At 60.5% G+C, this 21,105-nt stretch carries 18 protein-coding genes and 1 other RNA gene; 1 reads left to right on the top strand and 18 read right to left on the bottom strand.

Annotation, left to right across the window (positions count from 1 at the left end):
* Window positions 1-134: 134 nt before the first annotated feature.
* Window positions 135-821: an aquaporin Z gene (gene aqpZ, locus ACP7E6_RS02735; RefSeq protein WP_426227666.1), complete on the bottom strand. Its 687-nt coding sequence runs from the start codon at window positions 819-821 to the stop codon at window positions 135-137.
* 375 nt (window positions 822-1,196) lie between these two features.
* On the opposite strand from aqpZ, the gene ACP7E6_RS02730 reads away from it, so the two are divergent.
* A complete protein-coding gene (locus ACP7E6_RS02730) occupies window positions 1,197-2,504 on the top strand; it encodes an MFS transporter (RefSeq protein ID WP_426227664.1) in 1,308 nt (435 codons plus the stop codon).
* Window positions 2,505-2,582: 78 nt separating this feature from the next.
* Here the strand turns inward: ACP7E6_RS02730 and murB are convergent, their stop codons facing one another.
* The 17 genes from murB to ACP7E6_RS02645 all read right to left on the bottom strand — a co-directional run bounded on the left by murB (window position 2,583) and on the right by ACP7E6_RS02645 (window position 20,963).
* A complete protein-coding gene (gene murB / locus ACP7E6_RS02725) occupies window positions 2,583-3,557 on the bottom strand; it encodes a UDP-N-acetylmuramate dehydrogenase (protein WP_426227662.1) in 975 nt (324 codons plus the stop codon).
* Complete coding sequence (murC, locus tag ACP7E6_RS02720; protein WP_426227660.1) at window positions 3,554-4,969, bottom strand: UDP-N-acetylmuramate--L-alanine ligase; 1,416 nt, start codon at window positions 4,967-4,969, stop codon at window positions 3,554-3,556. The genes murB and murC overlap by 4 nt, the downstream gene beginning before the upstream one ends.
* Entirely contained in the window at window positions 4,966-6,090 is a 1,125-nt protein-coding gene (gene murG, locus ACP7E6_RS02715) for an undecaprenyldiphospho-muramoylpentapeptide beta-N-acetylglucosaminyltransferase (RefSeq protein ID WP_426227659.1), read from the bottom strand. The genes murC and murG overlap by 4 nt, the downstream gene beginning before the upstream one ends.
* 22 nt (window positions 6,091-6,112) lie before the next feature.
* Window positions 6,113-7,267 (bottom strand): putative lipid II flippase FtsW, encoded by a 1,155-nt coding sequence (ftsW, locus tag ACP7E6_RS02710; RefSeq protein WP_113243327.1) that lies wholly within the window; start codon window positions 7,265-7,267, stop codon window positions 6,113-6,115.
* Window positions 7,268-7,327: 60 nt separating this feature from the next.
* On the bottom strand, window positions 7,328-8,719 hold the full coding sequence (gene murD, locus ACP7E6_RS02705; protein ID WP_426227656.1) for a UDP-N-acetylmuramoyl-L-alanine--D-glutamate ligase: 1,392 nt from the start codon (window positions 8,717-8,719) through the stop codon (window positions 7,328-7,330).
* A gap of 6 nt (window positions 8,720-8,725) precedes the next feature.
* Window positions 8,726-9,826, bottom strand: a complete 1,101-nt coding sequence (gene mraY, locus ACP7E6_RS02700) for a phospho-N-acetylmuramoyl-pentapeptide-transferase (RefSeq protein WP_426227654.1) — start codon at window positions 9,824-9,826, stop codon at window positions 8,726-8,728.
* Window positions 9,827-9,948: 122 nt separating this feature from the next.
* The gene (locus ACP7E6_RS02695) at window positions 9,949-11,382 is read right to left on the bottom strand and encodes a UDP-N-acetylmuramoylalanyl-D-glutamyl-2,6-diaminopimelate--D-alanyl-D-alanine ligase (RefSeq protein ID WP_426227652.1); all 1,434 of its coding nucleotides are present in this window, start codon (window positions 11,380-11,382) and stop codon (window positions 9,949-9,951) included.
* Window position 11,383: 1 nt separating this feature from the next.
* Entirely contained in the window at window positions 11,384-12,844 is a 1,461-nt protein-coding gene (locus tag ACP7E6_RS02690; RefSeq protein ID WP_426227650.1) for a UDP-N-acetylmuramoyl-L-alanyl-D-glutamate--2,6-diaminopimelate ligase, read from the bottom strand.
* A gap of 63 nt (window positions 12,845-12,907) precedes the next feature.
* Complete coding sequence (locus tag ACP7E6_RS02685; protein ID WP_426227648.1) at window positions 12,908-14,653, bottom strand: peptidoglycan D,D-transpeptidase FtsI family protein; 1,746 nt, start codon at window positions 14,651-14,653, stop codon at window positions 12,908-12,910.
* Window positions 14,653-15,063 (bottom strand): cell division protein FtsL, encoded by a 411-nt coding sequence (gene ftsL / locus ACP7E6_RS02680; protein WP_426227646.1) that lies wholly within the window; start codon window positions 15,061-15,063, stop codon window positions 14,653-14,655. Before ftsL ends, ACP7E6_RS02685 begins: the two co-directional genes overlap by 1 nt.
* Before the next feature lie 3 nt (window positions 15,064-15,066).
* Entirely contained in the window at window positions 15,067-16,092 is a 1,026-nt protein-coding gene (gene rsmH / locus ACP7E6_RS02675; RefSeq protein ID WP_426227644.1) for a 16S rRNA (cytosine(1402)-N(4))-methyltransferase RsmH, read from the bottom strand.
* 14 nt (window positions 16,093-16,106) lie between these two features.
* Window positions 16,107-16,547: a division/cell wall cluster transcriptional repressor MraZ gene (gene mraZ, locus ACP7E6_RS02670; RefSeq protein WP_426227642.1), complete on the bottom strand. Its 441-nt coding sequence runs from the start codon at window positions 16,545-16,547 to the stop codon at window positions 16,107-16,109.
* A 422-nt stretch (window positions 16,548-16,969) separates the two neighbouring features.
* Window positions 16,970-17,366, bottom strand: an RNA gene (gene rnpB, locus ACP7E6_RS02665) — RNase P RNA component class A.
* A 69-nt stretch (window positions 17,367-17,435) separates the two neighbouring features.
* A complete protein-coding gene (locus tag ACP7E6_RS02660) occupies window positions 17,436-18,626 on the bottom strand; it encodes an NAD(P)/FAD-dependent oxidoreductase (protein ID WP_426227640.1) in 1,191 nt (396 codons plus the stop codon).
* A gap of 111 nt (window positions 18,627-18,737) precedes the next feature.
* On the bottom strand, window positions 18,738-19,268 hold the full coding sequence (locus ACP7E6_RS02655) for a lytic transglycosylase domain-containing protein (RefSeq protein ID WP_426227638.1): 531 nt from the start codon (window positions 19,266-19,268) through the stop codon (window positions 18,738-18,740).
* 226 nt (window positions 19,269-19,494) lie between these two features.
* Window positions 19,495-20,259 (bottom strand): N-acetylmuramoyl-L-alanine amidase, encoded by a 765-nt coding sequence (locus ACP7E6_RS02650; RefSeq protein ID WP_426227636.1) that lies wholly within the window; start codon window positions 20,257-20,259, stop codon window positions 19,495-19,497.
* Window positions 20,256-20,963, bottom strand: coding sequence for a TerB family tellurite resistance protein (locus tag ACP7E6_RS02645; RefSeq protein ID WP_426227634.1), 708 nt, complete (start codon window positions 20,961-20,963; stop codon window positions 20,256-20,258). Before ACP7E6_RS02645 ends, ACP7E6_RS02650 begins: the two co-directional genes overlap by 4 nt.
* Window positions 20,964-21,105 lie beyond the last annotated feature (142 nt).

Raw genomic sequence — 21,105 nt, 5'->3', positions numbered from 1 at the left:
GATTCATCGCTTAGAATCAGAGTGTTAATGGTTCTGCAAGAGAAAAGGCCGACGACAGGCGTGATAAAATGGAAAGGCCCCGCAGCGGTTTGCGCGAGGCCCTTCGTAAGCGAGATATGGCAGATGGCGGCGCCTCAGTCGTCTTCGCCGACAATTTTCCAGACAATGGCGCCGATGGCCGCACCGACGATTGGAGCAAGCCAGAACAGCCACAACTGCTGCAACGCCCAACCGCCAACAAACAAAGCCTGACCTGTCGAGCGGGCCGGATTGACCGAGGTGTTGGTGACCGGGATGGAGATCAGGTGGATCAGGGTCAGTGTCAGACCGATGGCAATCGGCGCAAAGCCGACCGGGACGCGGCCATGGGTGGCGCCCAGAATGATGAAGATGAAGAAGCCGGTCAAAAGCACCTCGATGACCAGGGCCGAGGTCAGCGAATAACCGCCCGGCGAATGTTCGCCGTAACCATTGGCGGCAAAACCACCGAGCTGGAAATCAGCCTTGCCGCTGGCAACCAGGTAAAGAGCCGCAGCCGCAACGATGCCGCCCGCCACCTGGGCAATGATGTAACCAGGAAGCGAAGAGGCCGGAAACTTGCCGGCAACCGTCAAGCCAACCGACACCGCAGGATTAAAATGGCCGCCCGAAATGCCGCCGACCGCATAGGCCATGGTCAAAACGGTCAAGCCAAAAGCAAACGAGACACCGAGCAAGCCGATACCGACTTCCGGAAAGGCCGCCGCCAGCACAGCACTGCCGCAGCCGCCGAACACAAGCCAGAACGTCCCTAAAAATTCAGCAGAAAGCTTCTTGAACATGGTTTCCCCTTCAAACGGAGCAAATGCTCCAAAAGTGCCTGATACGCACCGTCCGCGCCTCCATCAGCCCCCTGATGGAAACACATGCGCATCCAAGCCTGTTTGCCGCACCCGGTTGCCGGGTACACAACCCAAGATTTGCCACAATTCGATTCTGGTCAAGGATTGCGCGCAAAGAGAAACGCCCCGGACGCATTTTTGATCGCCGTGATGAAAATCTTTGCAATCCAACGGCGGTATCAGCGACACTTTTGCGACAGGAAGTCCGGAAAATCTTGCCTATAGTTGCGCTCGAAGGGTTTTATTGCCGGTCCGCCTGCGTTAAAGCCGGGCAGCTGCCTCCCAAGACAGCAACAACATTTCCAACACGGACACATGACAATGAGCGACACACTCTCCACGTCGCCGACGGCAGCGCCGTTGAACAAGGGCCCGCTCAATTCGCCGGCCCGCGTTCTTCTGGCAAGCCTGGTCGGCACGACCATCGAATTCTTCGACTTCTACGTTTACGCCACCGCCGCCGTGCTGGTGTTCCCGGCGCTGTTCTTCCCGAACACCGATCCGACAACCGCACTTCTGGCTTCCTTCGCGACCTTTTCGATCGCCTTTTTCGCACGCCCGCTCGGCGCCGTCGTGTTCGGTCATTTCGGCGACCGTGTCGGCCGCAAGACCACGCTGGTGGCAGCTCTTCTGACCATGGGTGTCTCGACGGTCATCATCGGCCTTCTGCCCACCTACGAGCAGATCGGCGTGATCGCACCGCTCCTGCTGGCGCTGTGCCGCTTCGGTCAGGGCTTTGGCCTCGGTGGGGAATGGGGCGGTGCCGTCCTGCTCGCCACGGAAAACGCTCCGGAAGGCAAGCGCAGCTGGTACGGCATGTTCCCGCAGCTCGGCGCCCCTGTCGGCCTGTTCCTGTCGTCTGGCGCCTTCTGGCTGCTACTGCACCTGATGACCCAGGAGCAGTTGCTCAGCTGGGGCTGGCGCATCCCGTTCATTGCCTCGATCATCCTGATCGCCGTCGGTCTGTGGGTACGCCTTTCGATCACCGAGACGCCTGCGTTCCAGAAGGCCATAGACAAGCATGAACGCGTCGATGTGCCTGTCATGGAACTGTTCCGCAACCACAAGCGCAGCCTGTTCCTCGGCACCTTCGTGGCGCTGGCGACCTTCGTGCTGTTCTATATCGGCTCGGCCTATCTGCTCTCCTACAACGTCAAGGTCCTGAAGATCCCGTTCCTCGATGCACTGGAAATCCAGATCGTCGGCTCAGTCATGTTCGGCATCTTCATCCCGATCGCCGGCAAGCTGGCCGAACGCTTCGGCCGCCGCGAGGTGCTGATCGCAACGACCGTCCTGATCGGCATCTTCTCGTTCTTCCTGAACGGCCTGATGACATCGGGCGAAGGCGCTATCTTCGTCTTTGCAATCATTGCAATGGCCCTGATGGGCCTGACCTATGGCCTGATCGGTACGGCGCTTGCAGCCCCCTTCCCGACCAATGTGCGCTACACCGGCTCGTCGATCACCTTTAACCTTGCCGGCATTTTCGGAGCCTCGCTTGCTCCCTACGCCGCGACCTGGCTGCAGGTGAACTACGGCATGGCCTATGTCGGCTACTATCTCGGCGCGGCAGCCGTGATCACGCTGATCTGCATCCTGCTTTCGGGCAAGGATGAAGTCTGAGCTTCAGCAACGTCAAACACAAAAAAGCCGCTGCAGATCACTCTGCGGCGGCTTTTTCATATCAGGGCATTGGGCAGCTCAGGCTGTCAGTTCACCCAAAAATTCCTTGACCTCGTATCCCGGCATGAAGGTGCCGATGCGCTTGATTTCCCATTCGAGCGAAATGCCCGAGGTTTCAAACACGCGCTGGCGCACGGTCTCGCCGAGATATTCGAGTTCGTAGCCGCTCGCCTGGCCGGTGTTGATCATGAAATTGCAGTGCATCGGCGACATCTGAGCGCCACCGATCAACATGCCACGGCAGCCGGCCTCGTCGATCAGTTTCCAAGCGGAATGACCCTGCGGATTCTTGAACGTCGAACCGCCGGTCTTTTCGCGGATCGGCTGCACGGTTTCGCGATGCTGGCGCACCGCATCCATGTCGGCGCGAATCTTGGCCTTGTCTTCGAGATAGCCTTCGAAAACCGCATGGGTGAAGATCAGGTCCTTGGGCGCCGACGAATGACGGTAGCTGTAGCCCATGTCGGCATTGGAAAGCACATGTGTATTACCCTTGCGGTCGACCGCATGAACCTCGACGACCCGCTCGCGCGTCTCACCGCCATTGGCACCGGCGTTCATCCGCAGCGCACCGCCGATCGTGCCGGGAATGCCGTAGTAGAAGGCGAAACCGCCAATGCCGTGATCAAGCGTCATCGCTGCAAGGTTCTTGTCCGGGCAGATCGCTCCGGCTTTGACCCGCGTCTCGGAGACAAGCTCCACATCGCCAAAACCCTTGGCGGACAGCCGGATGACGACACCCGGAATACCGCCATCGCGGACCAGAAGGTTGGAGCCGACGCCTGCGACCATGACCGGCACTTCTGCGGGCAGAATCTTCAGGAAGGCGATGAGGTCGTCGGCATCATGCGGCTGGAACATCAGCTCGGCAAGACCGCCGGCGCGAAACCAGGTGACCCGGTCCATCGGCGCGTCCGGCGTCAGACGTCCGCGCAATTCCTTGACGCTGTCCCCCAGAGAGGCGAGCAACTTTTCTCCGTGTACCTGTTTCATGCGGAATTTCCTGAAATGCCTGCGAGTTCCTTCGGAAGTGCGGCCGCCCAATAGGTGATGCTGCCAGCCCCCAAGAGAACCACAAAGTCACCGGGTTGTGCAATGGCCGATATAATCGGCGCGATTGCTTCCGGACCTTCGATGAACCGCGCGTCGCGATGGCCGCCGGCCTTGATACGGGCGACGAGTTCCTGGGAATTAATACCCTCGATCGGCTCTTCGCCAGCAGAATAGACCGGTGCCAGAAGGATGGTGTCGGCATCGTTGAAGCAGGCGGAAAAATCCTCGAACAGGCTGTTCAGGCGCGAGAAGCGGTGCGGCTGGTGCACGGCGATGACGCGGCCCTGACAGGCTTCGCGCGCAGCGCGCAATACGGCCTTGATCTCGACGGGATGGTGACCGTAATCATCATAGACGCGGACATTGTTCCATTCGCCGGTGAAGGTGAAGCGGCGCTTGACGCCGGCAAACGACGCGAGCCCCTTTGCAATGTCCTCCGGCGAAATGCCGAGACGCTGCGCAACAGCAATCGCTGCGGTAGCGTTCGAAACGTTGTGGCGCCCCGGCATCGGCAACCGCAAATCCTGCATCTGGATTACCTTGCCGGTGCGGCGCCGGCGGATCTCGACATCGAACACCGACGTGGCGCCGTCCATGCGAATGTTGGAAAAGCGCACGTCGGCCTGCGGGTTTTCGCCGTAGGTGATGACCTTGCGGTCTTCGATCTTCGACACCATCGTCTGGACTTCGGGATGATCGAGACACATGACGCCAAAACCATAGAACGGCACATTCTCGACGAATTGGCGGAAGGCTTCGCGCACGGCATCGAAATTGCCGTAGTGATCGAGATGCTCCGGATCGATATTGGTGACGACAGCCACGTCGGCGGGCAGTTTCAGGAAGGTGCCGTCGGATTCGTCGGCCTCGACCACCATCCACTCGCCCTCGCCCATGCGGGCATTGGTGCCGTAAGCATTGATGATACCACCGTTGATGACGGTCGGATCGAGACCGCCTGCCTCAAGCAGCGTCGCGACCATCGACGTCGTCGTGGTCTTGCCGTGCGTGCCGCCGATGGCGATGGCATTGCGGAAGCGCATGAGTTCGGCGAGCATTTCGGCACGGCGCACCACCGGCAGCAGCTTTTCGCGCGCCGCGATCAGTTCCGGATTGCTCTTCTTGATGGCGGTCGAAACGACGACGACTTCGGCCTCGCCGATATTCTCGGCCTTGTGGCCGACAAAGACCTCGATGCCCTTGTCACGCAGGCGCTGGACATTGGCGCTGTCCGACTGGTCGGAACCCTGAACCCTGTGGCCGAGATTGTGCAGCACCTCGGCGATACCGCTCATGCCGATACCGCCGATACCGATGAAATGGACCAGGCCGATTGTCTGCGGCATCTTCATGAGCGTGTTTCCTTGAACTGTGCAATCGTCGAACCGCTGGCAATAGCTTCAACCATGGCAGCAAGCAAGCGCGCGGCATCGGGTTTGCCAGCCTGTTTGGCGTTTGCCGCCATCGTAGCGAGCTTGTCCGGGTTGGTCATCGCCCCGGTCAGGATCTTGCTGAGTTTATCCGGTGAGAGGTCGGCCTGGACGATGACCTTGGCGCCGCCGGTGGCCGCCAGCGCTGCGGCATTGGCTGCCTGATCGTGATCCAGCGCATAGGGATAAGGCACCAGGATCGCCGGACGGCCAATCACCGCGATTTCCGAAACCGTCGAGGCGCCCGAACGGCAGATCACAAGATGCGCCTTGGCGATCCGGTCAGCCATGTCGGTGAAAAAGGGCGCGATATCCGCATTCATCTCAAGCTTGGCGACACAGCCCTCGACCATCGGCATGTCTTCGGCGCGCGCTTGTTGCGTAATCCTCAGCCGCCGTCTCAAATTGTCGTCGAGCAGACTGATCGCGGTCGGGACTGTTTTGGAAAAATATTGTGCACCCTGGCTGCCACCGAACACGACAAGGCGAAACTCTTCGCCTTCGCCGGATGCCTGATAGGGAACCTTCGCCGCTTCCAGAACCGCAGGACGCACCGGGTTGCCCGTTGTCACCGTCTTTGCCGCATAGGGACCGTCGGTTTCCGGCAGAAACCCGCCGGCAATCGCCCGCACGCGGTTGGCAAGCGCCTTGTTGGCGCGGCCCATGACGGCATTCTGTTCGTGGATCATCGACGGAATGCCCATGCCGGTTGCAGCCAGCAAGGGAGGAATTGTCGGATAACCGCCAAAGCCGACGACGACCTTCGGCCGCACCTTCGCCATCAGCCGGCGGGCGATGCGCATACCCGACCAGAGCGTCCACAGCGATGACGCCACTTTCAGCGGGTTCTTCGAGCCGATCGTCGCCGACGGTACGACGTGGATTTCATCGGCCGGAAACTTGCCGGCGAAACGCTCTGCCCGGCTGTCCGTTACCAGATGAATGGAATAGCCGAGCGCCTTCAATTCGTGCGCCAGCGCTTCCGCCGGAAACAGATGGCCGCCGGTACCACCGGCGGCGAGCATTATAATGCCTTTGGTCATGTTCAGTCCTTATTCCACCGGCCTATTCGGCCGGAACGCCCATGCCGGAGCGAAACAGGCTACGCTCGACAGCGCGCTTTTCCGGACGATGGCGGGTCAACGCCAGGATGAATCCTGCCGTCACGCAGATCGCCACCATGGACGAACCGCCGTAGGAGATCAACGGCAGGGTCATGCCCTTGGCTGGCAGCAACTGCAGATTGACGCCGATATTGATCATCGACTGGATGCCGATCTGCAGCACCAGGCCGGCAACGGCAAAACGGGTGAAATCATTGCGCTCGCGAAACGCGTGGCTGAGGCCCCGCATGACAAGGAAGGCGAAGATCAGCACGATGACCATACAGAAGACGATACCGAATTCCTCGGCCGCGACCGAGAAGATGAAGTCGGTATGGCTGTCGGGAATGATCCGCTTGACGATGCCCTCGCCCGGCCCCTGGCCGAACCAGTCGCCACGAATGATCGCCTGCAGCGCCGTATCCACCTGGAACGTATCGCCCTCGCCGGTCATGAACCGGTCGATACGGCCTGCCACGTGCGGCAAGAGAGTGTAGGCAACCACAAGGCCGCCGACTGCGGAGCCGCCGAGAACGACGATCCACAGCCACGGCATGCCGGCCATGAAGAACATGCCGCCCCAGACGGCGGTGGTCAGGATCGTCTGGCCCAGGTCCGGCTGGGCTACCAGAAGTGCCGCGACAATGCCGAACAACAGGATGGCAAAAAGGTTGCCGGGAATTTCCGGCTGGCGGGCATGTTCGGAAAACAGCCAGGCACAGACGACGACGAAAGCCGGCTTCATGAATTCGGACGGCTGCACCGACAACCCGGCGAGCGAGATCCAGCGGCGCGAGCCCTTGACCTCGGCCCCGAAAAACAGTGCCAGAACCATCATGGCGAGCGATGCCAGAAGCAGGATCATCGCGGTGCGGCGCACCTGCCGCGGCGACATGAAGGAGATACCGATCATCACCGCCAGCGACGGCAGCAAGAAGGCCGCGTGGCGCTTGACGAAATGGAAGCTGTCGAGATTAAGCCGCTCGGCCACCGCCGGGCTTGCCGCGAAGGACAACATGAAACCGATGCCCATCAATAGAATGAAGGTCGCCAGGAAGAACCTGTCGATCGTCCAGAACCAGTCGGCCACGGGGCCACGTTCGGCACGGCTTACCATTTCTTCGTCCCCTTCAACGGCGCGTCCGGCGCCAGTATCTCAAAGTCAGGGTCGTCACCCTCATATCAGCATCGTCACGCCATCGATCGCAGCGACATGGCTCACGAACGCATCGCCACGCACTTCAAAGTTCTTATACTGGTCGAAGCTTGCGCAAGCCGGGGACAGCATGACTGCGGATTGTGCCGCCTCTTCCTGCTCCGCATCGGCTGCGGCATGGGCCACCGCCCGCTCCAGCGTGCCGGAAATTTCAAAAGGAACCGTTTCCCCAAGCGTCGCCGCGAAGGCCGGTGCGGCCTCGCCGATCAGATAGGCCTTGGCAATCTTCGCAAAGAATGGCGACAGCGAGGCGATCCCGCCCTCCTTGGGCAGGCCGCCGGCAATCCAGTAGATCCGCTCATAGCTCGACAAAGCGGGCGCCGCCGCATCGGCATTGGTAGCCTTGCTGTCATTGACGAAGATGACATTGCCCTTGCGGCCGACCGGCTGCATGCGGTGTTTCAATCCCGGAAAAGACGATAGTCCGGCAAGGATTTCGCGTTCGGATACGCCAACCGACATGCAGGCCGCTATCGCCGCCGCAGCATTCTGCGCATTGTGATTACCGCGCAGCGTTGCGATACCGTCGAGATCGGCAACAATGGTCGCCAGGCCACCTTCGGCGCGCATGACGCGCGTTCCGTCGGCATAAAGGCCTTCTCCAAGCGCCCGGTGGCGGGCGATGCGGATGACGCGGTGTCCGGCAAGCGTCGCCCGGTCGGCGATTGCTTCGGTGTAGACGTCATCGACGCCGACGATCGCCGTGTCGCTACCAGCAATCAATCGTTCCTTGATTGCAGCGTATTGATCCATGCTGCCGTGCCGGTCGAGATGATCGGGCGTCAGGTTGAGCAATATGCCGGCGGACGGGTTGATCGTCGGCGCCAGATCGATCTGGTAGGACGAGCATTCGACGACGTAGAACCGGTTCGGCGCCGGCGGATCGAGCGTCATCACCGCCGTGCCGATATTGCCGCCGAGCTGCGTATCGCGGCCGCTCGATTTCAGAATATGAGCGATCAGTGCCGTGGTGGTCGATTTGCCGTTGGTGCCGGTGATGGCGATGAACGGGCAATCCGGCGCATGGATCCTCCGCTCGCGCACGAACAGTTCGACATCGCCGATGATCTCGACACCGGCGGCATGGGCAAGATCGACGGTCCAATGCGGCTTTGGATGGGTCAGGGGCACGCCGGGCGACAGGACGAAGGCGGAGAAATCCGCCCAGTTCGCCTGATGGAGATCACCGGTACCGATCCCTGCAGCGGATGCCTTGGCGACGCTGTCGGGATTGTCGTCCCACGCCGTGACAATGGCGCCACCGGCAACCAGCGCCTGCGCGGTCGCAAGGCCCGAACCGCCGAGCCCGAACAGGGCGACCTTCTTGCCGCTGAATGTGGTGACCGGGATCATCTTTTCTTACCGCAGCTTCAGGGTCGAAAGGCCGACCATGGCGAGGATAACGGCTATGATCCAGAAGCGGATCACCACCTGGCTTTCGGTCCAGCCGAGCTTTTCGAAATGGTGATGGATCGGCGCCATCAGGAAAACGCGCTTGCCGGTGCGCTTGAACCAGAAGACCTGGATGATCACCGACAGGGTTTCCATGACGAACAGGCCGCCGATGATGACCATGACGATTTCGTGCTTGGTGGCAACGGCGACCGTGCCGATCAGGCCGCCGAGCGCCAGCGAACCGGTATCGCCCATGAAGATAGCGGCCGGCGGAGCGTTGAACCACAGGAATCCGAGCCCAGCCCCGATCACCGCTCCGAGGATGACGGCGAGTTCACCGGTTCCAGGCACGAAATGAATCTGCAGGTAGTTTGCAAACACCGCGTTGCCGGCGAGATAGGCGATCACACCGAAGGAGGCTGCAGCAATCATCACCGGTACGATGGCAAGACCATCGAGGCCATCGGTCAGGTTGACCGCATTGCCGGCGCCGACGATGACGAAGCCACCGAACAGGATGAAGAAATAGCCGAGATTAAGCGTGAAATCCTTGAGGAACGGGAATGTCAGCGACGAGCCGAAAGTCGAACCAGCCAAGCCGGCCGAAAGCGCCGTCCGCATCATGAAGAAGACGGCAATGCCTGCCACGAGGAATTCGATGCCCAGCCGCGCCTTGCCGGAAAAGCCCTTGTCGGACTGTTTCGTCACCTTCAGATAATCGTCGTAAAAGCCGATGGCGCCGAAACCCAGCGTCACCAGCAGCGTCGAGACGACGTAGACGCTGGAAAGGTCGGCCCAGAGCAGCGAACTGCCGACGATACCGGCGAGGATCATCAAACCGCCCATGGTCGGCGTACCGGCCTTCTTGAAATGGGTCTGCGGGCCATCCGCGCGGATCGGCTGGCCGCGTCCCTGGCGTACGCGCAGCGACGAAATCATCCGCGGCCCAAACAGGAAAACGATCAATGCCGAGGTGAACAGGGCGGCGCCCGTCCGGAACGTAATGTAGCGGAACAGGTTGAAGAATTGAAAATGGTCCGCCAGTTCGACAAGCCAGATGAGCATGAGGGACCTTTCCCCAAAGGTTCGTTGCAGATTCATCCATCAGAATCACCTGATGGAAGGATAACTGCGTCCTATCAAAAGTGTCAGCATAGAACAGCGGCGAAGAATGCCTTGTCCTGTCTTTATTCAGCGCGATCCGGACTTGCAGAGGCCGGATATGTCTCCAGAAGAGCTGAAACGATCCTGCCGCAGCCCGTGCCCTTCGACGATTTGATCATCACCACATCCCCGGGGGCGATGGCGCCGAGCGCAAATTCCTTCAGTTCATCGACCGCCGCGCGGTATTCGACACGTGTGCCGTCTGGCAACGCATCGCGCAGATGCGCCATTTCTTCTCCGGCGAGCCAGATATCGATAATACCGGCCTCGACCAGCGGAGCGGCCAGTTCGGCATGGATGTCGCTGGTGGCCTCACCCATTTCCAGCATGTCGCCGAGAATGGCGATCCGGCGCCCACCATCAGGCAGGGCCGTGTCTTTCAGAAGCGAGATCGCAGCCCGCATCGAAGCGGGATTGGCGTTGTAGCTTTCGTCGATCAGCACAAACGTTCCGGCACCGATCAAAAGGCGATGGCGGGCACCACGCCCCTTTTCGGGTTGAAGCGTTGCGAGCGCGGCAATGGCGGCATCCATTTCGGCGCCGACGAGGCTGGCCGCTCCGAGAGCCGATAGCGCGTTCTCGGCGATATGACGCCCTGGCGCACCCATCTGGATTTCCAATGTCTTGCCGTCGAGTGCGGCCCACAGCACGCCGCCTTCAGAGCCGCCTGCATATTCGACCATGCGGAAATCGGCCTTGGCGCTGCTGCCGAAGCTGTGCACATGGGCTACACCGAGCGCGTTTGCAGCCTTTTCCAGTGTGGCGAACTGTTCGTTGTCGCGATTGAGGATCACGTGGCCGTCATCGACGAGGCCTTCCATGATTTCAGCCTTGGCGGCGGCGATTTCCTCAATATCCTTGAAATTGCCGAGATGGGCGGCGGCGATCGTGGTGATGATGGCCACATGCGGCCGCACCATCTTTACCAGCGGCCGGATTTCGTCGGCATGGTTCATGCCGATTTCGAAAATGCCGAAATCAGTGGTTTCAGGCATGCGCGACAGGGTCAGCGGCACGCCCCAGTGATTGTTGAACGACGCGACGGATGCATGCACCCGGCCCGATGGCTCAAGCATGTGCCGCAGCATCTCCTTGGTCGTGGTCTTGCCGACCGATCCTGTAACGGCGATGATCTTGGCGGCACTGCGATCGCGCGCCGCACAACCAAGCCGTACCATCGCCTCCAGCACGTCATCGACAACGATCATCGGTCCATGCAGCCGCCCGAGTGCCGGAAGCTTGGCTTCGCTGACCACAAGAAGCGCAGCACCATTGGCCATTGCGATACCGGCATAGTCATGCCCATCGACGCGGTCTCCCTTGATGGCGAAAAACGCTTCGCCCTTGCCGAGAGAACGGCTGTCGATGGAAATGCCGGTGATGCCCTCGGGCAGGGTTCCCATCGGACGGCCGTGCATGGCCGCCATCAAGTCGCTTGTGGTCCAGAGAAAGTTCAAATCAATGACCTCCCAATGCCTTGCGCAGTTCGGCGTGGTCGGAGAACGGCAAGGTGACGGCCCCGACGGTCTGCCCCTCCTCGTGCCCCTTGCCGGCAACGATCAGCGTGTCGCCCGATTTCAGCATGTCGACGGCAGCCTTGATCGCCTCGGCGCGGTCGCCGATCTCGGTGGCGCCCTTGGCGGCAGCCATGATTTCGCTGCGAATGACAGCCGGAACTTCCGAGCGCGGATTGTCGTCGGTGACGATGACGACATCAGCGAGCCGGGTTGCGATCTCGCCCATGATCGGACGCTTGCCCTTGTCCCGGTCGCCGCCGCAGCCGAACACCACGATGATGCGGCCGGTGGTGAACGGGCGAACCGAGGTCAGCACGTTTTCCAGCGCATCCGGCTTGTGGGCATAGTCCACATAGGCGAGCGCGCCCTCCTTGGTATGGCCAACCAGTTCGAGACGGCCCGAAGCGCCCTGCAGCTTTTCGAGCGCCGCCATGGTCGCTCTGGCGCTGACGCCGGTCGACATGGCAAGACCGGCTGCGACCAGCGCGTTCGATATCTGGAAATCGCCGGCAAGCGGCACATGCACTTCGAAAATCTCGTCGCCGACATGGATTTCGGCAATCTGCTTGTGACGGAAATGCTCGACGCGCTTCAGCGACAGATAATCGCCCTTGCGGCCGACGGTCAGCACCAGGTGACCGCCAGCTCTTGCCGCAGCAATTGCCTGCGCCGACCAGGCATCGTCGGAAAAGATGACTGCCGGCGAGCCCTTGGGAAGGACACCGTCAAACAGCCGCATCTTGGCGGCCATGTAGTCCTCGATCGTCGGGTGGTAATCCATGTGGTCGCGGCCAAGATTTGTGAAACCGGCGGCAGCAAGCCGGACGCCGTCGAGCCGGTTCTGGTCCAATCCGTGGCTGGAGGCTTCCATCGCCGCATGGGTGACGCCAGCATCGGACAGTTCGGCCAGAAGCTTGTGTAGCGACACCGGATCCGGCGTCGTCAAAGAGCCGTAGTCATTGCGGCCGGGCGCAATCACACCTGTCGTGCCGATCATCGCGGCCGCAAACCCGGCATGCGCCCAGATCTGCCGCGCAAAAGAGGCGACGGAGGTCTTGCCGGCTGTGCCGGTAACGGCCACCATCGTATCCGGCTGGCGTCCGTAGAAATTGGCGGCTGCAATCGCCAGCACCCGGCGCGGCGTGAAGGCGGACAGAACCGGAATAGGTCTATGCTCTGCAGACTTGACGCCGGTGACGATGGCTGCCGCACCTTGGGCGATCGCGTCGTCGATAAAGGCCTTGCCATCGGCCTTGCTTCCCGAAAGCGCCACGAACAACGACCCCGGAGCAACCTGCCGGCTGTCGGCAGTAATCGCGGTGATCTGGATATCACCGGCCGCGTTGTCCAGCTGTGACGCAATTTCCGGGAAATCCTTCCCGATCAGCTCTTTGATCTTCATGGATGCACTTTTCAGTTTTACCGACGCGCCGGGCGGCGAATCCTCCAGATTGTCATTCCATGGTCAATAAGACACAAGCAAGGCAGAACCGTCTTCGCCGAATTTAGGCTCAACGCCGAGAAGCGGCGCCGACCGGCTGATAATGTCATGCACCATGGGCGCTGCCGTATTGCCTGCCAGTGCCGCGCCATTGCCCTTGTCGGTCTTCGGCTCGTCGATGAAGGTCAGGACCACATAGCGTGGATTATCGATCGGGAAGCCGGCCAGAAAAGCATTGAAGTTGGCGTCGTTCGAATAGCGGCCATTGACGACCTTGTCGGCCGTACCGGTCTTGCCGCCAACATTGAAACCCGGCACCCGCGCGTTGCGGCCCGAGCCGTTGACGCCGTTCCAGCGAAACAGAAAGCGCATGTCGTCGCTGGTCGATTTCTTGATCACCTTCGTCGAGACAGCTTCTGCCTGCTCCGGGGTGCGCGGCAGGAAGGTCGGCTCGATCAGATTGCCGCCGTTCAACAGAGCAGCACCGGCCACCGCGGTCTGCAACGGCGTGGTCGAGACGCCATGGCCAAAAGAGATGGTGATCGAGTTGATCTTTTTCCATTCGCGCGGCTGGCTCGGCGTCTTCACTTCCGGCAGTTCCGTCGGCATTTTGGTCAGCAGCCCGATGCGGGTCAGAAACTCCTTGTGACCTTCGATGCCGACGATGTCGGCCATCTTGGCGGTACCGATATTGGACGAATACTGGAAGATTTCCGGCACGGTCAGGACCCGGCGCTTGCCGTGGAAGTCCTTGATGGTGAAGCCGCCGATGCGGATCGGGTTGGTCGCGTCAAAGCTGTCGGTGAGCTTGACCTTGCCTGAATCGAGCGCCATCGCGGTCGTGAAGGACTTGAATGTCGATCCCATCTCGAACGTGCCGTTCGACATGCGGTTCATCCAGCCTTCCTTGGCGCCATCGGCCGGCTTGTTGGGATCGTAGTCGGGATAGGACACCATGGCGAGGATTTCGCCGGTCTTCACATCCATCACAACGCCACCGGCGGCAAGCGAGCGGAATTTCGTCATCGCATCGACGACGACGTCGCGCAGGATATTCTGCACCCGCAGGTCGATCGACAGCTTGACCGGCTCAAGCTTGGCATCGCTGGTCATGCCAATGGCGGCGAGATCTGCCAGCCCCTGATTATCTATCCAGCGTTCCATACCGGCGATGCCGCGGTTGTCGACATTGACGTGACCGACGATATGCGAGGCGGTGGCGCCACCCGGATAGAAGCGCCGCTTTTCCGGCCGGAAGCCGATGCCGGGAATACCAAGCGCCAGAATTTCGCTCTGCTGCTTCGGGGTCAACTGACGGCGCAGCCACTGGAAGCGCGAGGGCGATTTCAGCTTGTTGTAGATATCTGCGACGTTCAGGCTGGGCAGCACGGTGGAAAGCTGTTCGACGGCTTCGTCGGCATCGACGATCTTGTGGGGTTCCGCGTAAAGCGAGACCGTGCGGATATCCGTTGCCAGAATTTCGCCGTTGCGATCGAGAATGTCCGGGCGCGACGCCATCAGATTGTCGGCGCGGCCAATGCTGGAGACTGTCTCCGGCTGAGCCAGACCATATTGAACCAAACGGCCGCCGATGATGCAGTAAACCGCCGTAAAACTGGCGATGACGATGGCAACGCGGCTTTTCGCCTGATTGCTGGTCCGCTTGCGCGTGCCTTCGAACGGCCTGCCGAGGTCGCCGGGATGATTGTTGCCGCCGGCGGAAAAATGCGCCTTGCTCTTGACGACCATGATGCGGGAGAGAAAAGACATCAGCGCTCCACCGAACCCGTTGCGATATCGTCGGTGTCAACCACCGGCTTCTTTGGCTTGCTATTGCCCTTGCTCTTGGCCAGCCCCATCGCCTCCAGGACATCCGCCGGCGGTGGCAGGTCGGCCTTCAGCATCGGCAATTCCTGCGGGCGGGCAAGCTGGGTCGGATCGGTGGGCGAAAGTTGCAGATCCTGCTGATAGACGCCGACGAGCTTCTCGAGCCTGTTCGGCTGGGTCAGCAGCGCCCAGTCGGCGCGCAGGAGATCGATCGTGTCTTCCTCGAGCTTGATCCCGGCCTCCAGCTTGCGCACCTCTTCGAGCTTGTTTTCAGCCTGATGCTTGATCGTATAGGTGACCGTGGCAGCAGCCGTCATGACGACGATCAGGACGACATCAAAACTACGCAACATGACTTAGCCCCCCATCTTTCCAAGGCTTGCAAGGTTTGGCAGATCGAAAATGGACAGATCATCTGCCTCGGGCGGAGCATCGGTGCGGGCACCGACCCGCATTTTGGCGGACCGGGCGCGTGGATTGCGGGACGCTTCTTCTTCGCTTGCCGCCACCATAGATTTCCCAACTGGTGCGAAGGTTGCCGCGCGTTCATGAGCGATCGGCAGATGCCGGGAGCCCGACGCCTTGCCGGCGCGGTCCTGGAAGAATTTCTTGACGATCCGGTCTTCCAGCGAATGGAACGTGACCACGGTCAGCCGTCCGCCGGGCTTCAGGGAACGCTCAGCCGCAAACAGGGCGCGGGCCAATTCGCCGAGTTCATCATTGACGAAAATGCGCAGCGCCTGGAAGACACGGGTAGCCGGATGGATCTTATCCTTGGCCTTGCGCGGCGTCACGACCTCGATAAGACCGGCAAGATCCCGGGTCGTCACGAACGGCTCTTCAAGGCGGCGCTTTTCGATGGCCCGGGCGATGCGGCCGGATTGCGGCTCTTCACCAAGAAAACCGAAGATGCGCGTAAGATCGGTCAACTTGGCGCGATTGACGACATCGGCAGCAGAAACGCCATAGGACGACATGCGCATGTCGAGCGGCCCCTTGCGCTGAAAGGAAAAGCCCCGATCCGCCTCGTCGATCTGCATCGAGGAAACGCCGATATCGAGCACAACGCCGTCAAGGCCGTCGGCCGGAGCATGCTGTGCGAGATCGGAAAACTGCGAATGCACGAGCGTGAGATGACCGGCGCTCGCCTCGACCAACGGCTGACCGCCGAGAATAGCCGCCGGATCGCGGTCGAGCGCGATCACATCGGCGCCGGCAGCAAGGATCGCCGACGTGTAACCGCCCGCACCAAACGTACCATCAAGAATGATTTTGCCTGGAGCAAGATCCAGACTGGCGAGAACCTCGGGGAGAAGAACCGGAATGTGACGGACCGGTCCGCCTTCGGCATCAGTAAACCCTGTGCCTTGATCCGTCATCATTCCGCCTCTCCACTCTAGCCCGAACGCAGACCTCGCAATCTGCGCTCTTCCCGTGCCGCCGTCTGCGTTTCCGCAAATACGTGCGGCGCCCACAGCTGAAAATGATCCGCCCGCCCCACGAAAGTAACTTCCGTGTCGATGCCCGTGAAATCGCGGATGAAATCCGTGACCATCAACCGGCCTTCCTGGTCGAGCTTCATGAAGACCCCGCCCCCATGAACGAGGAGCGACATCTGATTGGCCTGCGGCGAGAATGGATCCTCGCCGATGATCTGCCTTTCGAAACGGTCCAGCAATTCGGGACCGCCGGCGCTGATAGCCGGAAAGACGAAATCCTGAAAGCAGTAAAGCTCCCGAATATCCAGCGCCGACAAGACAGAGCGAAACATCGAGGGAACGGAAACCCGCCCCTTGGAATCGATCCGGTTTGTCGCATGCGAAAGGAAGCGGTTCATGACACGATACAGCCGTTCCCGGTGGACATGCCAGCCCCAACAGCCCACATGCACCATCAAAAGGACGCGCAACACCCCACAGCCGGGCGACATGCCCGATCGAAAACCCCTTACGGAGCAACTCCGAAACTTGCGGTGAGTAGGCTTGAATCAGCCCGTGTGCAGTGCATGACTGGGATAACATGGGACCATATGGGCGTCAATGGGATTTGCTCTATTTCAACACGCGTCGTCAGCAAATATTGATAGTCCGTTAAGTTTAACAAATGGTTACAAACGCACAGTCAAGACTTTGGATTCACCGGCGAATCGCCCTGCGTGAATTTCGTGTATTATATTTTAGTAATTTCTAATTGAAATGAACATTCAACCAGATACGGGATTTGAAAAATCGCCGTTCGTGCGGTTGAAAAATAAGGGAATTTGCCAGTTGGCCTGTAAGCCGGGTTCTGTATGGCTCCGGCCCGAAAGCCGGAACGTGGCAGCCATTCATCTGGGACAACGCTTGCGCGCTGCCTCCTGCAACCCACCCGGATGACTGGCCCGGAAAAGGCCGGAACGCTTGCGCGAACCACGTCATCCCTATTCGGTTTTGCTCCCGGTGGGGTTTGCCTTGCCACCCATGTTGCCATGCGTGCGGTGGGCTCTTACCCCACCCTTTCACCCTTACCTGCCGAGGCAGGCGGTATTCTCTCTGTGGCACTTTCCCTGGGGTCGCCCCCGCCGGACGTTATCCGGCACCGTTTTTCCGTGGAGCCCGGACTTTCCTCCCCCCGCAACCTTTCGGTCCTAGCGGAGCGCGGCTGCCCGGCCAACTGGCACGCGGTGCATAGCCGAGGTGCCGGCCAATTGCCAGCGGCAAAAGCAAAAAGTCTGCGATGCGCGCGCCTACCGGAAGCAGACGGCAAAATCCGTATCGTATTCGCTCGCGTCGAGAACGCCGTTCAACATGAACGACGCGCCGAGCCGGCCGATTTCGTCAGAACTCTTGGCCGCCGCACCATTGCCACCGGTCAAAACGGCGACACGGTCGGTATCGGCAAAGCCGATATAGGGATAGCCGTGGCGGGTGAAGGTGGTAACGCAAGGGCTCCACCGGAGCGAAGCGGGCGCAAAGGACGGCATCGCGCGCGACAGAAGACCCGCCATATGATCGGCTGCAGACCGGTTGGCTTGCCCCCGGAACCAGGCGCGAATCTCGGGCTCCGAGCCGATATCGATGTCGCTCGGATCGCCGCCGATCTTGATGTAATGCTTGCCGTCCGGGTAGCGGATCGGCGGCAACAGATAATAGCTTTCGTCCTGCTGAACGGCCGAACCGATCAGCGACGGCATCCCGGCAAACCGTGGCAGATCAGACGTCGCCACCTCGGCAAACAGCACGGTGCGCGCCTTGACGGTGAGATCGAGCGGCCGGGCGAGCAACTGACTTGATATCGAAAATTTGCCGGCGGCGATGACAGCCCGGCCGCCCCTGAATATCGCTCCGTCAACCGTTCGAACATTGACACTGCTTCCGACCCGCGCGACCGCCGAAACCTCCGAGCGGATGATCGTAACGCCGGCCTTCTCGGCCAGGATAACCTGCGCCTTGACCAGTGCACGCGGATCGATATGGCCTGCGTTGCGGGGCTCGAACACGCCACCGTAGCCAGCCGGAAACCGGAACCATGGAAATCGGGCGGCAAGGTCTTGCTCGTCGATGAATGGCGCCTCGACGCCGAGGCGGTTGCGGGCGGCAATCACATTGTCGAGCGTGCCATCCTCGCCGCCCGGCAGAGGAGCGGCGATCAGGCAGCCGGATTCGCTGTAGAAGGCAATACCGCTGCCGGTTTCGATATCGGCGTAGCGCTCGATGGAGCGCTGTGCCAGAAGCGCCCAGACTGGGTCGGCATCGATCGTGCGGGTGATGCGGCCATTGTCATAGTGGCTGCTGAACACACCGCCATGGCTTGCCCAGTCTTCCGGCTCGTCCGGCCCGATCAGAGCGATCGTCGCGCCGCTTTTTGCCAGGTGCCGGGCGACCGCTGCCCCCATCATGCCTTTGCCAACAATGATGAAATCGAATGTGCCTGCCATGCTGCGTCCTCAGGAAACCGGTCCTTCGGCAATACCATGACATGCAGTTGCTGACATCTGTGAACTTGAAAAAACCCGGCGCCGGAAATGCGGTCCGCTACCCTTGCCGCATCAGTTGATGATCGCCTGTACCTTGCCGCAATAACGGCGCGACACCGGGTTCATCTTCTTGGCACCGTGACCGGCATTGTAGCGCAGGATCGTGCCGCAGGTGAAACCGCCGGACAGTTCATGCGCCACGGCAAGATATTTCATGCCGAACTTGATGTTGGTCTCGGGATCGAACAGGCCGTTTTTGCCGCCGGAATAGCCCATCATCCGGGCCGTGGCGGGCTTGATCTGCATGAGACCCACCTCACCGGCACTGCCGCGTGCCTTGGGATTGAAGTTGCTCTCGACCTTGATCACCGCATGGGCAAGATCGACCGGCACGCCGTACTGCTTGGCGTAAGTCTTAATCAGGCCGCTATAGACGGAAGACTGCAGCGACATGACGCCTGGTGCGGCATAACCGGTCGTTCTGGTCACTGGCTTGATGGAGGATGTGATGGTCTTGTCGGTGCCCCCGGCATACGACGTTTCAACCCCGGAAAAAAGCATGCAGAAGCATGCCGCCGCCGCAGCAAGATGCGATATTCTCATTTAGCTTGAAGTCTCCACTTTCGGGCGCCGCGGCCTTGTAGGCGCACCCCGCCCTGCCGTTCGCATCCCGATTTTCGTCATCAACAGGAAGGGCTGGAGGCCTGAATTCCCTGCGGTTTGGTATGGCCGCAAAAGACCCCGGCATCATGGTGATGATGTGGCAGTGCACAAAAATAGTCGGAAGACGGCATGAAACAGCCTTTGCGATCACCGGCCCGGCAGCTGTTCAGCGGCTGAAACTCGGCAAGGCCGACAACAGTCTGTGCAGCGTGTCCAGCGTCGAAATATCGGCGATACCATCCACCTGCAAGGGGCGGAAATGGCGCTGAAATGCAGCCACCGCCCCTTGGGTCTTCTCGCAAAAAACACCTGTCACTTCAATTCCGTAGCCATAGAGCGACAGCATCGTCTGCACAGCCTCGACCGGCTGCCCCCGATCGCCCCGCTGGAAAAATCGACCTCCGCCGATCGGGGCCGGTGGAACCCAATGCCCGACGCGCCCGGCATGCAGCCGTTCCCAAGGAAATTTTTCTCCCGGATCGACCTTGCGAATAGGGGCGATGTCGCTGTGTGCCAGCACCCGTTCCGGGGCAATCGACCACCGTTCGCCACAGTTTCGACACAGTTCGACGACCGCATCGATCTGTCCATTAGGGAAATCCGGCAGTCCACCGGGATGACCGGCATTGGCGATTTCGATGCCGATAGAGCGGGAGTTGATGTCGCTCTCGCCCTTCCAGTTGCTCTTGCCCGCATGCCAGGCACGGCGGTCCTCGGCAACCAGCTGATCGACGCGGCCATCCTCGTGGACGAAATAGTGGCTGGAGACCTGGCTTTCCTCGCGGCAGAGCCAGTCGAGTGCAGCCGCTGCCGTCTCCATGCCGGTATAATGCAGGATGATCATGTCGGGCTTCAGCCCACCTGCCCTTTCGCCATGATTGGGCGACGGCACGATATGTGCGGCAGGGTAGTCACAGGCGAAGTCCGTCATGCGGCGCGGCGCTCTTTCTCGATCGCCTCATAGGCGGCATTGAGTTCGGCCATGCGATCATTGGCGATCGCCTGCAGCTCTTGCGGCACGCCACGGGCAACCAGAATGTCAGGATGGTTCTCCGACACCAGCACGCGGTAGCGCTTGCGGATGATCGAAAAATCGTCCTTCGGCGAGACGCCGAGGATCTTGTAGGGATCGGCACCGGCGGCGTGCACGTGGCGGGCCATGATCTCCTGGAAGCGCTCTTGCTTGATATGGAATATCTCGGCGACGCGGGAGAGGAAGTTCAGCTCTTTCTCATGGATGGCACCGTCGGACTTGGCGATATGGAAGAGACCGTCGATGATGTCTTCCAGCACCGGGCAATTCTGATCGCAGGAAACGCAAAGCGATGCCAGCTTCTCGGCATAGGCTTCATAGCCGGCAACGTCCTGGCGCGCCAGATTGTAGAGCCGGGCGACGTTCTGCGCCTGGTCGTCGGGGAACTTGAAGATATCGCGGAACGCCGACACTTCGGCCTCGGTGACGATGCCGTCGGCCTTTGCCATCTTGGCGGACAGCGCGATCATGGCGACGGAAAAAGCCACCTTGCGGCGGGTCTCGGGATCGCCTTCAAACAGCGTCAGCACAGCCTCGATCACACCGGCGAGCGCATTGCCCGTCGCGGAGACTATGCTGAGGATGCTATCCCAGAATGACATAGGCACGTTCTTTCCCATTATCGGCTGATCCACGTCGCGTTCAGGTGGAGACGGCATGGGCAAAACGTCCATGCACAAATGCAAAGCGGCTGACGCGACTTTGCCGCCACGGTAGTCACATGCAGCTCAAGCGACAGCATGA

The organism is Pararhizobium sp. DWP3-4 (assembly GCF_049898205.1).
Taxonomy (GTDB): Bacteria; Pseudomonadota; Alphaproteobacteria; order Rhizobiales; family Rhizobiaceae; genus Pararhizobium.
This window is presented reverse-complemented; position numbering and strand designations above follow the sequence as displayed.

Coding starts and splice junctions, on each gene's coding strand:
- aqpZ (WP_426227666.1), bottom strand. CDS start 821: ATGTTCAAGAAGCTTTCTGCTGAATTTTTAGGGACGTTCTGGCTTGTG.
- ACP7E6_RS02730 (WP_426227664.1), top strand. CDS start 1,197: ATGACAATGAGCGACACACTCTCCACGTCGCCGACGGCAGCGCCGTTG.
- murB (WP_426227662.1), bottom strand. CDS start 3,557: ATGAAACAGGTACACGGAGAAAAGTTGCTCGCCTCTCTGGGGGACAGC.
- murC (WP_426227660.1), bottom strand. CDS start 4,969: ATGAAGATGCCGCAGACAATCGGCCTGGTCCATTTCATCGGTATCGGC.
- murG (WP_426227659.1), bottom strand. CDS start 6,090: ATGACCAAAGGCATTATAATGCTCGCCGCCGGTGGTACCGGCGGCCAT.
- ftsW (WP_113243327.1), bottom strand. CDS start 7,267: ATGGTAAGCCGTGCCGAACGTGGCCCCGTGGCCGACTGGTTCTGGACG.
- murD (WP_426227656.1), bottom strand. CDS start 8,719: ATGATCCCGGTCACCACATTCAGCGGCAAGAAGGTCGCCCTGTTCGGG.
- mraY (WP_426227654.1), bottom strand. CDS start 9,826: ATGCTCATCTGGCTTGTCGAACTGGCGGACCATTTTCAATTCTTCAAC.
- ACP7E6_RS02690 (WP_426227650.1), bottom strand. CDS start 12,844: ATGAAGATCAAAGAGCTGATCGGGAAGGATTTCCCGGAAATTGCGTCA.
- ACP7E6_RS02685 (WP_426227648.1), bottom strand. CDS start 14,653: ATGTCTTTTCTCTCCCGCATCATGGTCGTCAAGAGCAAGGCGCATTTT.
- ftsL (WP_426227646.1), bottom strand. CDS start 15,063: ATGTTGCGTAGTTTTGATGTCGTCCTGATCGTCGTCATGACGGCTGCT.
- rsmH (WP_426227644.1), bottom strand. CDS start 16,092: ATGATGACGGATCAAGGCACAGGGTTTACTGATGCCGAAGGCGGACCG.
- mraZ (WP_426227642.1), bottom strand. CDS start 16,547: ATGAACCGCTTCCTTTCGCATGCGACAAACCGGATCGATTCCAAGGGG.
- ACP7E6_RS02660 (WP_426227640.1), bottom strand. CDS start 18,626: ATGGCAGGCACATTCGATTTCATCATTGTTGGCAAAGGCATGATGGGG.
- ACP7E6_RS02655 (WP_426227638.1), bottom strand. CDS start 19,268: ATGAGAATATCGCATCTTGCTGCGGCGGCGGCATGCTTCTGCATGCTT.
- ACP7E6_RS02650 (WP_426227636.1), bottom strand. CDS start 20,259: ATGACGGACTTCGCCTGTGACTACCCTGCCGCACATATCGTGCCGTCG.
- ACP7E6_RS02645 (WP_426227634.1), bottom strand. CDS start 20,963: ATGTCATTCTGGGATAGCATCCTCAGCATAGTCTCCGCGACGGGCAAT.